At 68.1% G+C, this 13,848-nt stretch carries 9 protein-coding genes; 4 read left to right on the top strand and 5 right to left on the bottom strand.

The window, feature by feature from the left end; genetic code table 11:
- Nucleotides 1-46: 46 nt before the first annotated feature.
- The 4 genes from BGP17_RS16890 to BGP17_RS16875 all read right to left on the bottom strand — a co-directional run bounded on the left by BGP17_RS16890 (nucleotide 47) and on the right by BGP17_RS16875 (nucleotide 3,373).
- Entirely contained in the window at nucleotides 47-472 is a 426-nt protein-coding gene (locus BGP17_RS16890) for a hypothetical protein (protein ID WP_286712828.1), read from the bottom strand.
- Between the two features lie 154 nt (nucleotides 473-626).
- Nucleotides 627-1,016, bottom strand: coding sequence for a hypothetical protein (locus tag BGP17_RS16885; RefSeq protein ID WP_286712827.1), 390 nt, complete (start codon nucleotides 1,014-1,016; stop codon nucleotides 627-629).
- Nucleotides 1,017-1,490: 474 nt separating this feature from the next.
- The gene (locus tag BGP17_RS16880; protein WP_167298453.1) at nucleotides 1,491-2,684 is read right to left on the bottom strand and encodes an ATP-binding protein; all 1,194 of its coding nucleotides are present in this window, start codon (nucleotides 2,682-2,684) and stop codon (nucleotides 1,491-1,493) included.
- Complete coding sequence (locus BGP17_RS16875) at nucleotides 2,681-3,373, bottom strand: response regulator (RefSeq protein ID WP_167298454.1); 693 nt, start codon at nucleotides 3,371-3,373, stop codon at nucleotides 2,681-2,683. The genes BGP17_RS16880 and BGP17_RS16875 overlap by 4 nt, the downstream gene beginning before the upstream one ends.
- Before the next feature lie 644 nt (nucleotides 3,374-4,017).
- Here BGP17_RS16875 and BGP17_RS16870 point away from each other — a divergent pair.
- Together BGP17_RS16870 and BGP17_RS16865 are read left to right on the top strand one after the other, a co-directional pair.
- A complete protein-coding gene (locus BGP17_RS16870) occupies nucleotides 4,018-5,097 on the top strand; it encodes a serine hydrolase domain-containing protein (RefSeq protein WP_286712826.1) in 1,080 nt (359 codons plus the stop codon).
- A 272-nt stretch (nucleotides 5,098-5,369) separates the two neighbouring features.
- Nucleotides 5,370-7,511: a TonB-dependent siderophore receptor gene (locus BGP17_RS16865; RefSeq protein ID WP_286712825.1), complete on the top strand. Its 2,142-nt coding sequence runs from the start codon at nucleotides 5,370-5,372 to the stop codon at nucleotides 7,509-7,511.
- 46 nt (nucleotides 7,512-7,557) lie between these two features.
- Here the strand turns inward: BGP17_RS16865 and BGP17_RS16860 are convergent, their stop codons facing one another.
- A complete protein-coding gene (locus BGP17_RS16860; RefSeq protein ID WP_286712824.1) occupies nucleotides 7,558-9,015 on the bottom strand; it encodes an alpha/beta hydrolase in 1,458 nt (485 codons plus the stop codon).
- A gap of 111 nt (nucleotides 9,016-9,126) precedes the next feature.
- Here BGP17_RS16860 and BGP17_RS16855 point away from each other — a divergent pair, with 111 nt between their 5' ends.
- On the top strand, nucleotides 9,127-10,563 hold the full coding sequence (locus BGP17_RS16855) for a LytTR family DNA-binding domain-containing protein (RefSeq protein ID WP_286712823.1): 1,437 nt from the start codon (nucleotides 9,127-9,129) through the stop codon (nucleotides 10,561-10,563).
- Between the two features lie 134 nt (nucleotides 10,564-10,697).
- Nucleotides 10,698-13,847 carry an intermembrane phospholipid transport YdbH family protein gene (locus BGP17_RS16850; protein WP_286712822.1) on the top strand — a complete coding sequence of 1,050 codons (3,150 nt, stop codon included), beginning with the start codon at nucleotides 10,698-10,700 and terminating at the stop codon, nucleotides 13,845-13,847.
- The last annotated feature ends 1 nt before the right edge of the window (nucleotide 13,848 follow it).

Genomic DNA, 13,848 nt, shown 5'->3' with positions numbered 1-13,848 from the left:
GATTCGTCCGTGGGAGATTGCTCGAGATTTCTGTCTCAAGTTCCTCTCACGGAGATTTGATCGTGATTAAAATTGTCGCCGCAAATCTATCAGAATCAATTTTTTGTAAAAATGCTATTGTGTTCATTGTGGTGTGTTGTTCATCGACATCGATGAAATCTTTTTGAATCCAGAGATTTAATGCGTTCAAAAAAATGAAGGCAGCGCGCTGACGCGACGGATTCATCCACGATTTGAGATAGATGTTATAATGTTGAAGATGGCGACTCGTGATATATTTGAAGAATTCTACCGTAGGAGAGGTGTAAAATAGAGCGCGACTCCATAACGATTCCTCGGAAAGTAACGAATTTCCATGGGCAGGGATCATGGCCATGGCAGGGTCGTGATTATGTCGAGCGCCGTCGGAAGGAGTACTGGCATCCTCGTTGCCCAGGTCGATACGGGGAGTTTGTCCGCTCCATGTTGTCACCGCGGCATTCGATCGAGTGAGCCTCGTCGAGAGTGGGGCTATACTTGACGGGGTGATGAAACGAGTAGGCTCGTGGTTTCCTCCATTGTGGAGGCTGGCCGCACGAAGCCTGGGTCAAGCCGCCGGGCCGGGAGCGCTGCCTCGTGTCGCCGTCTCAGGTTGCCAAAGGCCCCACCGCCACGACCAGCCCGCAACAGAGGAGAAGCGCGGCGACGGGCGTCATGAGCCGGCGTTCGGCGCGGCTCGGCGAGATCCGGTTCAGCGCCAGCGCGAGCGCGAGATAGAAGACTGTCGCCCAGGCGAAGCCAGCCGACCAGGCGCTGGGCAGAATTGCGATCAGACCGGCTCTGTCGAGGATGACGAGTGCAAGCGGCCCATAGATTAGGATCGCCATCCCGCTGCCGAATCTAAGGCGCGCGGGGAGTATCCGATACTGCCCGCCCCAGGCGAAGCGACCCATCGGCACGCCGGCGATGAGGCAGAGCTGGAATATCGTGAGGCCGGCCAGAAGGCCGCAGAAGAGAGAGGCCGCGACGAGCACCATGATCAGGAGATGTTGCAGCGAAGATGAGGCAAGGGCGGGTCTCCCTGCCAAGCGCCTGCCGCAATATCCGGCGGTGCCGCCCGGAAGTTGGTCAAGTGTTTCGATCCGCGGAAGGTGCGTGGTCCGGCACTTCCTCTTCCGTGTCGATCGCATATTGCAATCGCGCGGCTGCGACGGGATCGCCGTACCGATCGAGCAGCGCCAATGCCATTCGCATCAGTGAAAGTGCCACCGCACGGCTACGCTCTCCTTCGCTCACGACTTTGCACCATGATCCACACGGCGTTCTGTGGCCGATCTCTTCATGCGATCATGAAACCCCGCATCGCCCCGTCCATGCGCTGATCTAGGCCGCGAATGCTGCGGTTTTGAGAAAATTGTACGATTATTTGTACGAATTGTCGCGATACTCGATTTCGGCAACATGGGGCGGCTTTCCGCGAGCCTCTGCCCAAGGAGGCCAGCGCCTGCGGATCAGGCCGTATCGGGCGCGATGCCTGCCGGCAGGCGCAAGGTGAAGATCGCGCCGCCGCCATCATGGTTCGCCAATGTCGCGGTTCCATCATGCGCCTCGGCAATGGCGCGAACGACCGAAAGGCCGAGGCCGCTGCCCCCGCTGTGCCGCGCGCGCGATGTTTCGGCGCGCCAGAACCGGTCGAAGGCCTTGTCCATGGCCTCCTCCGGCAGCCCGGGCCCGTGATCGACGATCTCGAGCACTGCCCAGCCGCCATGCCGTGCGGTGCTGATGCGTAGCGGACCGCTTCCGGCGGCATAGCGCTGCGCATTCGAAAGGACCGCTCCGATCATCTGGCGGATCCGGGCGGCGTCGGCGACGACAGCGGTCGGCCGAAGGAGAAGCACCGGCTCCAATCCCGCCGCCTCCAGATCGGGCCGGATCAGGGCGATGACCCGCTCCACCTCCAGGGCGAGGTCGATATGGTCGGGATTCAGGATCATGCGGTCCGATTTGGCCAGGTTGATCGTCTGGAGATCGTCCACCAGCTGCCCCAGCCCTTCCACCTGCAGCAGCAGCGACCGCATCTCTTCCTCTTCGCGCGCGAATATCCCGTCGATGGTCCCCTGGATGCGCCCGCGCAGGATGGTGAGCGGTGTGCGCAATTCATGGGCGATCGCAGCCGTGCTTTCCGCGAGCTCCCGCTCCGCGCGCTGCAGCGATTGCGCCATGGCGTTGAAGTCGTCGATGAGCTGCGCTTCCTCCACCGAGGCCCAGCGCACCAGCGGCGCCCGCGCCGACAGGTCGCCATCGGCCAGGCGCCGGGCGCTGAACGCGACGTCGTTCAGGGCGCGTGCCAGCTTGGCCAGGAAGATGCTGCCGAGGACGAAATCGCATATCGCGACGAACAGCAGGCAGATCAGCAGCGCGGTATTGCCGCGTTGATTGACCGTGTCCGTCAGCTCGTCCAGCTCCTTGATGACCTTGTCGATTCCGTTGAAATCGGGCACCCGGCCGGCCTCCAGCGCGGCGAGGGCGCGCTGGGCGGCAGGCGATGCGTTCTCCTTGATCAGGCGCTCTTCGTTGCTGGTCCATAGCGTCATCGCCACGAAGATCAGCACGCAATTGGTGATGACGATCACGACCAGCGCCGTCGCCAGCTGGCGCGCGATGGGCCAGCGGCGGCGCAGGCGGGCGCGCAACGCGGCGATCATGATGCCGCCAGCCGATAGCCGACGCCGCGCACCACGACGCAGAGACCGGTCATGCCGGCCCGGTCGAGCTTGCGGCGAAGGTTGCTGATATGGCTGTCCACGGTCCGTTCGAGCGCATTCCCCTCGGGCAGGCAGGCATCGACCAGCTCGGCGCGGTCGAACACGCGGCGCGGCGCCCGGAGCATGTGCGAGAGCAACCGATACTCGGTCAGCGTCAGGTCGAGCGGGATCGTGGCCGCATCGTTCAATACCGCCGCGGTATAGCTCAAGGTATCGAGCTGCAGCGCGCCGAACCGGATCAGCGATTGATCGGCGCCCGCACCGGCCGAGCGGCGCAGCACGGCCTTTACCCGCGCGACCACCTCAAGCGGATTGAACGGTTTCACGACATAGTCGTCGGCACCGATCCGCAGCGCGGAAAGCTTGTCGAGGTCCTCCGCCCGCGCAGTCGTCATGATGACCGGAGTCATGCCGCGCGCGCGGAGATCGGCCAGCACCGAAAAGCCGTCCCGTTTCGGCAGGCCAACGTCGAGCAGGACGAGATCGGGCTTCAGCGACTGGTGATGGATCAGCGCGACCTCTCCGTCCTGGGCGGTCACGGTCCGGTATCCCTCGCGCTCCAGGTAGGAACACAGGATACGGGCAATCTGGGGTTCGTCCTCGACGATGAGGATCAGGGCATTTTCCACGATATTCTGCCTAATGAAGGATGTCCGCCATCCTGTGACCTGGTTATTCGGGGCGCGTGAAGATCATGTGGAGAAATGATGGAGGCGGTGGCCGGTTGCGGACGCCGCCCCTCGGAACCGCATCCGCGTGCCGGCAACCAGCCGCAGATCGTCGCGGCCGTCCCGTCCGATAGCGCCGGTTGCGCCAAGCGGGAAGGCCGCTGGCCCGCATCGATAGCGATCCCGGTCCGCCCGCCGCTCCATGCGCGATCGATCGGAGCGGCGGCGACCCGCCCCGCGTCACCACGGTGACGACCCGATCGTTCCAACCTGCAGTCTCGCCTTCATTGCGCGTTCTCCGTGAGAGCATGGGGGCGGTGCCGGGCGATCGTGCAGGCCGCGGCTAGAGGGTGTGGAGACCTTGTGCAGGCGCGGACCTTCGTGCCGGCTGGCAATCCGTCCGGCGGATCGAGGCCGCGGACGGGTTGTGCCTCGCGCGCGCGATGGATCCTCGGAGAGGGGAGGGCGGCGCGCGGTCGCGCCTTCGCATTCGCTTCGCAGAGGCTCCACGCATTCTCCACGCAATGAAGGATGACCATCCTGAGAGGCGGCGACTCGCCGCGCGACCGTTCCGGCGGATCGCCTTCACGATCAGGAAAGCTGCCATGTTATCGTCCTCCCAGCCGGCCCCCGCATCGTCGCAGCCGATGATGGCGAGGCTGGATCTGTTCCGCGATGCCTTTGATTTGCCCGCGGCGGCGTGCGCCGCTTTCGATGCGGGTGGCGAAGTCGTCACCGCGGTGCGCGGCATCCGTCAGCTCGGCGGGACGGCCGCGACGATCGAGGACCTTTGGCATTATGGTTCGATCGGCAAATCCATGACCAGCCTGATGATCGCGCGTCTGGTCGAGGCGGGCGTGCTGCGCTGGGACATGACGGTGGGCGAGGGCCTGGCCGCAATGCCCGATGCGCGGGCCGGTGCGCTCCAGGACGTCACGCTGCTGGACCTCCTCGCGCATCGTGCCGGCCTGCCCGCCGATCCGTCGCGGCCGGGACTGGTGCGATATCTGCTTCTCGGCGGCGATCCCGGGCGGACGTCCGCCCGGCTGCTCGGCAACGCGCTGCGCGCATCGCGGCCGCAGCGCGACGGCGATTTCCAATATTCCAATCTCGGCTATGGTCTGGCCGGAGCGATCGCCATGGCCGCGACCGGCGAGGATTATCGCACCCTGATGCGCAGATATGTGCTGGATCCGCTCGAATTGCATGGCGCGGGATTCGACCGGCCCCCGCAGGACGGTTCGCAGCCGGTCGAGCACCGGCACGCGCTATGGGGCGAAAAATGGGTGGCGCTGAAGCCGGGCAAGCGGGCCGTCGACGATCTGGATATCGTCCGTCCGTCCGGCGACGTCCATGGGCGGATCGTCGATCTCGCGCGGTACGGTGCGGCGCATCTGCGCCTGCTTGCCGATCCGGCCGTGCAGGCGGGGGTGCTGGGAACGCTCTATCGCCCGGTCGGCTGCGGCCCCGAGCCGGGGGTCGACTGGAACTATGCGCTCGGATGGTGCGTCGAGCGGCCGACGGATGGGCGGCTGCTGTTATGGCATGCCGGCTCCACGGGCAGCTGCTTCGCCTATCTTGCGCTCGATCCGGGCGGGTCCTGCGGCTTCGCCTTCGCCACCAATGCCTTTTCCCCCACCTGGGACGAGGGCTTCATGGCTCGGCTGCGGGCGGTGTGGCTTTGAGGTCGGCCGGCGCGCGGCCCTGCGGCACCCGGTAACGCGGAGGCCTCGCTCCGGCATTTGCAGATTTGCAATTGCTAATTAATCGCATTAGTGGCGCGCATCGGGAACGCGAATCATCGCTTCCGTCTTCGCGAACGGTTCACGCTCGCTCCATCTCCCGGATCTGCCGATCCGCCCCAGGGCGACGGCTCCATTCCGGCGGGAGCGATCGCGGCTGCATCCGGGACGGAGGGAAGGATGAGGCGCGGCGAAAGACAAGAAGGGGGACGATGATGCGCCGTTCGTTTCATTTGCTGCTGGCCGGCTCTGCCGCAATGCTCATGCCGGCGTCGCTCCACGCCCAGCACGCCCCGCAGCAGGGCACCGCGGCGGAGGAAGAGACCGGCGAGGGCATCGTCGTCACGGGCTATGGCCGGAGCGACCAGCCTACCACCGCTACCGGGCTGCACCTCACGCCGATCGAGACGCCGCAGACGATCAGCGTCATCACCCGGCAGCAGATCGACGACCAGGCGCTGATCTCGATCAACGACGCGCTCGATTTCGCCGTGGGCATTTCCAAGAAGGACATCGATCGCGGCCGCAGCGCGATCTCCGCGCGGGGCTTCGAGGTCCAGAACTTCCAGCTCGACGGTGCGCCGTTCGCCAACGGCAATGTCGGCTTCGGCGAGACGAGCACCGCGATTTACCAGCGCGTGGACCTGGTGCGCGGCGCAGCGGGCCTGATGCATGGGGCAGGGGATCCTTCCGCGGTCGTCAACCTGATCCGCAAGCACGCCGATGCCGACGCCTTCTCCGGTCAGGTCAGCCTCGAAGCGGCATCATGGAACCGCTTCGCCGGAACCGTGGACGTGCAGTCGCCGCTCGATGCCGCCGGAACGGTGCGCGTGCGCGCCGTCGCCCAGGCCTATCGGCAGGACGGCTTCGTCGATCGCGAGGAGAAGAAGGGCCTCGTCCTCTATGGGGTGGTCGACGCCGATCTCGGTCCGCGCACGAAGCTGTCGGTCGGCGCCAGCTATCAGCGCGACGACCGCGACGGCGTGATGTGGGCGCAGCTTCCCTATTGGTATACCGACGGCACGCGGACGCGCTGGCCGCGCTCCAAGACCACCGGCACCGACTGGGGCTTCTGGAACACCACGGAGATTTCGGGCTTCGCCACCCTCACGCACGACCTTGGCGGGAAATGGAGCATTCGCGGCGACCTCGGCTACCACAAGGGGCTGGAGGAATCGCGGTTGCTGTGGCTCGATGGCATGCCTAACCGGGTGACCGGTGCCGGCATGGCCACCTCGGCCTATTGGTTCAAGGCCGATCCCGAGCAATGGAACGGCAGCATCCAGGCCAGCGGCCCGTTTTCGCTGCTTGGCGGCGAGCACGACCTGGCCGTCGGCGCGATGGTGAATCGCCTCACCGACGGATGGTCCAACCGAGATCCCGTCGCGATGGATCCGATCGCCGATTTCAACCATTGGGACGGGACGCTCGCCCAGCCGGCCTGGGGGCCGCGCTATGTGTCCAGCCGCGGTTCCACGACCCAGGCCGCGCTTTTCGCCACGACGCGGATCGGCCTGGTCGGCCCGCTCAAGCTCATCGGCGGCGGGCGGCTGAGCTATTTCCGGCGCAACGAGGAGGCCGCGGGGACGAGCCCGGCCTACCGGCTGACCTACAAGGGCGTGCTCACGCCCTATGCGGGGCTGGTCCTCGACATCACCCACAACCTATCCGCCTATGCGAGCTATACCAAGATCTTCAAGCCGCAGGGCAATGTCCGCGACCGCAACGGGCGCCTGCTCAATCCGCTGGAAGGCAAGAATTACGAGGCCGGCCTGAAGGCGCTGCTGCTGGGCGGCAAGCTCCTGGCGACGGCGGCCGTGTACCGCATCGAGCAGGACAATCTCGCCGTTCCGGATCCGGGGCAGTTCGTGCCCGGTACGTCCAACCCGGCCTATCGCGGGGCGACGGGGACCGTCGCCAAGGGATATGAGCTCGAAGTCGTCGGCAAGGTCACCCGGCAATGGGACCTCAGCCTGGGCTGGAGCGACTATAGCGCAAAGGACGCCCAGGGCGTCGACGTGCTTGCGCACCAGCCGCGCCGGGCGTTCAACCTGGCGACCAAATACGCCCTTGCCGGCGCGCTCGACGGGCTGAGCCTGGGCGGAGCGCTCAAATGGGAGAGCCGGCCGCCGGTGACCGCGCAGAATCCGGGCACCGGCATCGTGGAGCCGATCGGCCAGCCCGCCTATGCCATCGTCAATCTCATGGCCCGCTACGAGATGACCAGGCAGCTGTCGCTCCAGCTCAACGTCGACAATCTGTTCGACCGGACCTTCTACAGCGGCAACAGCTGGTTCCCCGGCTTCGTCTATGGCGAGCCGAGAAATGCGCGGGCGACGCTCAGATACAATTTCTGACGCGCCGTCCGGAGACGGGGTGCCGGCCGCGCGGCACCCCGCCCGATCACGCCACCTGGAACTTCGGCGGCGGCAGCGTCAGCCGGGTGTCGGCCACGGCCTCGCCGCGGAAGAAGCGCACCAGCAGGGGCTGCACCTCGGGATGCGCCTCGAAGACGTTGTGGCCGGCATTCTCGACGACGAGCCGGGACTTGCGCCGGAACTGCGCCGCCACTTCGTCCTGCTCGGCCAGCGGCGTGCGGCCGTCCAGCGATCCGGCAATCAGCAGGGCGGGGTGGTCGATGCGGATCGCGGCGCGGAAGCCGTCGCCCAGGTCGACGCCCGGGATGGCGCCCAGCAGCTGCGGCATGGGGAAGTTCAGCGCCTCGCCCAGCACGGCGGCCCGCGCCTCGCGCCGGATCAGGGCCAGCCGGCGCGGCGATATTCCGGACGCCAGATCCATGGCCTCGGGCATTCCCCGCAGGTTCAGCAGGCCGGCCACGTCGCCCAGGAACGGCGTCAGCGCCCCGGTCTTGCCGGCATCCAGTGCCAGATAGAGGCCCGGCAGCATGGCGAGGGTGCGGGGATTGGCGATCAGCCCGCTCGCCAGCATCTGCACGCCGAAGCCGCCCATCCGGATCTCGGCCGGCGCGCCGTTCAGCGTGACCGCGGTCAAGGCCGGCTGCGCTTCCATCCGGGCATGCACGCGGCGCATCAGGGCCGGCAGGTCCGGCACCGCTGCACGGGCGGCCGGGTCGGTGCCGAGCAGCGCGTCCACCTGGCGCAGATAGGCATCGATCCGTGCCGGCCGCTTCACCGTCTGGTCCTGGCCCTCCAGGCTGGACAGAGCCACGCGGTTCACTCTGTCGCCATGCCGCTTGAGCACGCTGAGCGCCAGGTGCGAACCATAGCTGGTGCCCCAGAGGTCGATCTTCTCCGCGCCCAGATGCCGTCGCAGATCGTCGATATCGTCGGCGCTCTGCTCGGTATTGTAGCCGGCCATGGCCACGCCGGCCTTGGTCCAGTCGGCCCAGGCGCTCTGGAGTTCCGAACGGAAATAGGAGGTCAGCCCGGCTTCGGTGAATTCCGGCACGGGACGCGTCGAGGCCGGCCGCTCCGGGATGGTGCTGGACAGGCCGGTGCCCCGCTGGTCGAAGGCGATGACGTCGGCCACGGCGCGCAGGGCCATGAAGATCGGAAAGCGCGGCCCGGTCGCCGCGCCGGTCGCCTCGCCGCCGGGCCCTCCGGCCAGGTAGATGATCGGCGGGCCCGGCCTGGCCGCCGTCGAGGGGAACCGGACATAGCCGAGCCGGATCTTGCGCGAACGGGGATCGCGGCGATCCTCGGGTACTTCGAAGAAGCCTCTTTCGGCATCGGTCTCCGCGTTGCGCCAGCCCTTGAAGCGGAAGGGGCCGGCCTGCGACGGAGGCGCGGTCTGCGCCGAGACGCGAGCGAACGCCAGGGCGGGAAGGGCGATGGCGGCGGCGGCGAGCAGGCCGCGGCGATTGAGCGATGTGCAGGTCATGCCGATGGCTGAGCCGCTCGCGGTGCCGACCGCCACCCCGCTTCGGTCAACGACAGCCGATCATCGGCGAATGGCGGTGCATCTCGGCGAGTGGCGCCCTAGAGGGGGCGCATGCGGCGAATCCTGTTTCTCACCATCCTCCTGATGGGCTTCGTGATCCCGGCCCGGGCCCAGGGCATTTCGTGGCAAGCCTGTCGCGGCGCGGCCGGTCCGGCGGGCCCGCTGCTGCGCGATTGCCACCCGATTCAGGATTTCGTCGACCCGCAGGGCCGCGAGCTCTGGATCCGCGCCGTCCTCGGCGCCCCGGCCGACGCCCGGCCGCGCGTCCTCTATGTGGCGGGCGTCGCCTCGTCCGAGGCCTGGCTCAACGGCCGGCACCTGGGCATCAACGGCCGCCCGGGCGCCACGGCGCAGGCCGAAATCCCCGGCCGCTACCAGGCGATCTTCCCGATCCGCGAAGGCGCCTGGCAGCCCGGCGGGAACCAGTTGGTACTGCATCTGTCGTCCTTTCATGGCGGCCTGCATTTCGCCCGCCCGATGAGCGCCCTGGCCGTGTTGCCCTATCCCCGTCCGCAACGCGTCGCGCCGCTGGCCGTCACGTTCCTTGCGGCCGGCAGCCTGCTGGCCGCTGCGTTCGGCTTCGGCGCCATCCATGCCATGCGCCGCACCGGATCGAGCCTGATCCTGGCCGGCATGGCCGCGGTCGCCACCTTGCAGGCGATCGTCGAGAGCATGCGGACGCTGTTCGACTATTCCTATCCCCTGCATGCCTGGCGAATGAGCGCCATCTGGGTGCTGGCGGCCAGTTTCGCGCTTCTGCTGGTGGCCTATGTCACGACCCGGTTCTTCCCCAGGGCCCGCGCGCCGATGATCGGCCTGGCCGCCGGCGTGATCGGTGCCACGGCGCTGCTTCCGGGCTTCGACATCAAGACGGCCTGGGCGCTGATCCTGGGGGTTGCGCTTGCCGTCGTGCCGGCTGCGGCGGGCGTGCGCCTGCGGGTTCCCGGCGCGCGGCCGGCCCTGGCCTATCTGGCGCTGTTCCTCGCCCTGGCCCTCGCATTTCCCGAATGGCTGGCCGATCTCTCCTATTTCCTGCTCGCGGCCGGCCTGGTGCTGCCGCTGCTGATGGTCGAAGTCGTTCGGCTCGGCCGGGACGATCGCGGCCGCGAGGCTGCCCTTACCCGCGCTGTCAGCCGCCCGGACCGCCTGACCGTGGCTTCGGCGCGGGGCGTCGAGCTGGTGCCGATCGCCGAGATTCTGGCCGTGGTGGGCGCCGACGACTATGTCGAGCTGCGGCTGGTCGGCGGCCGCAGCCTGCTGCATGCCGCGCGCCTCGACGGCCTGGCGGCGCAACTGCCGGGGAGCTTCCTGCGCATCCACCGCTCGGCGATCGCCAACCTGGCCCAGGCGCAACGCCTCGAGCGCGACGGCGATCGGTGGCGGCTATATCTGAGCGAAGGAGCGCCGCTGCCCGTCAGCCGCTCCCGCCAGCCCGCCCTGCGCGAGGCCCTGGACGTTCCTCCCACCATGGCGGCGATGCCGGCATAGCGCATGGAGCAGAGGCAAGGCCGTGGCCGACGAATTCCCGTGCCGCTTGCCTTTGACGGAACCTTTGGGGGATGAAAATACTCTAGGAGATCGCGGCGCCGCAACCGGATGGGCGCTTGTTGGCTGGAGCGGGCGTGGACCTTAGTGACCAAGAAGCGGACGCCGGAAGCGCGCGAGCGGCTGCTCCGCGCGCGCCATGGCGTTGGCGCCGTGCGGCCATCGGTCTGCTGGTCCTCCTGGCCGTGGCGGTGGGGGCGGCATGGCTGCAGCGCCGCACGATCGCGCGCGGCTTCGTCGATCGCGAACTGGCCAGGCGCGGCGTTCCCGCCCGATATGAGATCGAGCAGCTGTCGCCCTGGCGGCAACGGCTGGTCAACGTGTCGATCGGCGACCCGCGCGACCCCGACCTCGTCGCGGACTGGATCGAGCTACGCACGTCGCTCTACCCCTGGCGGGCGGAGGTGCTGGTGGCGAAGGCGGGCAAGGTCCGGGCCAGGGGCCGGATCGTCAACGGCGCGCTTTCGATGGGATCGCTGGACCGGCTGCTGCCGCCGCCATCCGGCAAGCCATTCTCGCTGCCCCGCCTGATCGTGGATGTCGCCGACGCCCAGCTCCGGCTCGACAGCGGCGGCGGCCTGGTCGTGCTCGGCCTCAGCGGCAAGGGAATGCTGGCCGACGGCTTTGCCGGCACGCTGCGGGCCGACGCCTCCCGCCTGCGCATCGCGGACTGCGCCCTGGAGGGCGTCGCGGCCAGGATGCAGGTGGGCATCAGGCACGGGGCACCGCGCCTCGACGGCCCGGTCCAGGCAGCGCGGATCGCCTGCGCGGATACCCATGTGACTCAGCTCCGTGTCGCGGTCCGGGCGGCGCTGGAAGCATCGCTGGCACGCTGGAAGGGCAGTGCCGACCTGGATGCCGCGGCCATGGATTCGCCCTTGGGGCAGTTGCGCCGGTTGCGTGGCGGTATCGGGTTCGATGGGGATGTCGCCCGTACGGAGGGCAGCGTCGCGCTGCGCTCCGGCGCGCTTGCCGCCGCGCAGGTCAGCGCGGGTTCGGCGGCGATATCCGGCCGCTATGCATTCGGCGGAACCGCTGCGTTCCAGGGCGAGGTCGCCCTGGAGGGAGCGGCATTGCCCGCGTCCCTGCTCGGCCGGGTCGCGGGCTATGGCAATGTCGGGCAGGGAACGCCGGTCGCGCCGCTGGTCCGCCGGCTCCTGCACGCCATGGGCGAAGCCGGCCGCGCCTTTGGCGGATCCGCGGCTCTCGAGCTCGCGATGCATGCCGATCGGACCACGCTCCGCGTGCGCCGGTTGGACCTTGCCGCGCGCTCGGGAGCGCGATTGCGTTTCGGCCAGGATACGGGGCTGGGGCTCGACCTGCGCGATGGCGGGCTCGATCTCGCGGGGCAGCTCTCGCTCGGCGGCGGCGGACTGCCGGATGCGGCGGTCCGCCTGTCCCGCCGGCCGGGGAGCCGCGAACTGCGCGGCACCGGCCTGGTGCGGCCCTATGTCGCCGACGGCGCCCGGCTCGAACTCTCGGGCCTCGATTTCAGCCTGCGCGGAACGGCTGGGGACGTACGGACCGCCATGACCTTGTCGGGGCCGGTGCGCGGCGGGCGCGTCGACGGGCTGTCGATGCCACTCCTGGTGCACTGGGATGCGCAGATGCTCGCGGTGAACCCCCAGTGCAGCATGATCGGCTTTTCGCATGTGGCGATGGGCGGTGCCGTCCTGGACGGCGATCGCCTCAAGCTGTGCCCGCTCGGGCCGGCAATGGTCCGATGGGGGCCGCACGGGCTCGCCGGCGGTATTCGGCTCGCACAGCCGGAGCTGAAGGGCAGCGTGGGCGACAGTGCCTTGCGCGTTGCGGCGGAAGCGGCACAGCTCGATCTGGCCGCCAGCCGGTTCACCGTCACCAGGGCTGCGGCGCGCCTGGGGGGCGATCGGCCGACCCGCCTCGATATCGGCCAGCTGGATGGCAGCTTCCGCTCGGGCCTGGGCGGGGAATTCGACGCGCTCGGCGGCCAGATCGGCGCGGTGCCGCTGCAGCTCTCGGAAGGCAAGGGCAGCTGGCATGTCGAGAACGGCGACTTCTTGCTGCGGGGCAGTTTCACCCTTGCCGACGCGGAGGCGGCGGCGCGCTTCGAGCCCCTGGCGGCGCCGAACGGCAGCTTGCGCCTGCACGACGGCAAGATCGACGCACAAGCCGCATTCGTCAGCCCCAAGCACCAGCTGCCCGTGGGGACGGTGAAGATCGCGCATGACCTGGCCCGCGCGGAAGGACAGGCCCTGCTCGACGTGCCCGGCATCCGCTTCCATACGGACGGCCTTCAGCCCAGCGATCTCACTTCGCTGACCTATGGCGTGATCGCCGATGTGGACGGGCTCGTCGCCGGGACCGGCCGGTTCGGCTGGTCGGGCGACACGGTCGCCAGCACCGGCCATTTCACGGCGACCGATGTCGCCCTGGCCGCGGCCTTCGGCCCGGTGCAGGGGCTCACGACGCAGCTCGACTTCACCGACCTGCTGAACCTGCGCAGCGCGCCGGGGCAGACAGCCAATATAGCCGAGATCAATCCGGGCGTTCCGGTGCGCGGCGGCGTGCTGCGCTATCAGCTGCTCGACAGCCGCCGCGTGCGAGTGGAAGGTGCCCGCTGGCCCTTCGCGGGCGGCGAGCTCGTCCTGGATCCCACCGTCCTCGATTTCGACGTGGCGGGCGAGCGGCGGCTCACCTTCCATGTGAAGGGCGCCGACGCGGCGCTGTTCCTGAAGGAGATGGCCTTCGACAATCTGGATGCCACCGGAACGTTCGACGGCACCCTGCCGATGATCTTCGACGCGCGGGGCGGGCGGATCGAAGGCGGCGAGCTCCGCGCCCGGACGGGCGGGCACATCGCCTATGTCGGCGAGGTATCGCGGCAGGATGTCGGCTTCTGGGGCAACATGGCGTTTCAGGCGCTGAAATCGCTGGACTACAAGGATCTCACCATCCGGATGAACGGCCCGCTGGCCGGGGAGATGATCACGGACATCGGCTTTTCGGGCGTGAGCCAGGGCAAGGGCGCGAAATCGAACTTCCTGATCCGCAGGCTGGCGCGGCTGCCCTTGGTGTTCAACGTGCGGATCAGCGCGCCCTTCCGCCAGCTGCTGGACTCCATCCAGTCCTGGTATGATCCGCGCCGCCTCATCGAGCGCAACCTGCCGTCATTGATCGAGGAGCAGAATCGTGCACAGGAAGGCGCCAAGCCCGCCGTTCAGCCCCGAGAAAGCGCCCCTGTCCCATGAA

The sequence above is a fragment of the Sphingomonas sp. 67-41 genome (assembly GCF_001899725.1).
In the GTDB taxonomy this organism is placed as follows: Bacteria; Pseudomonadota; Alphaproteobacteria; order Sphingomonadales; family Sphingomonadaceae; genus Sphingomonas; species Sphingomonas leidyi.
This window is presented reverse-complemented; position numbering and strand designations above follow the sequence as displayed.

Excerpts from the sequence above, each read along its gene's own strand:
- BGP17_RS16865 (WP_286712825.1), top strand. The coding sequence starts at position 5,370 with ATGCGCCGTTCGTTTCATTTGCTGCTGGCCGGCTCTGCCGCAATGCTC.
- BGP17_RS16860 (WP_286712824.1), bottom strand. The coding sequence starts at position 9,015 with ATGACCTGCACATCGCTCAATCGCCGCGGCCTGCTCGCCGCCGCCGCC.
- BGP17_RS16885 (WP_286712827.1), bottom strand. The coding sequence starts at position 1,016 with ATGGTGCTCGTCGCGGCCTCTCTCTTCTGCGGCCTTCTGGCCGGCCTC.
- BGP17_RS16870 (WP_286712826.1), top strand. The coding sequence starts at position 4,018 with ATGTTATCGTCCTCCCAGCCGGCCCCCGCATCGTCGCAGCCGATGATG.
- BGP17_RS16855 (WP_286712823.1), top strand. The coding sequence starts at position 9,127 with ATGCGGCGAATCCTGTTTCTCACCATCCTCCTGATGGGCTTCGTGATC.
- BGP17_RS16880 (WP_167298453.1), bottom strand. The coding sequence starts at position 2,684 with ATGATCGCCGCGTTGCGCGCCCGCCTGCGCCGCCGCTGGCCCATCGCG.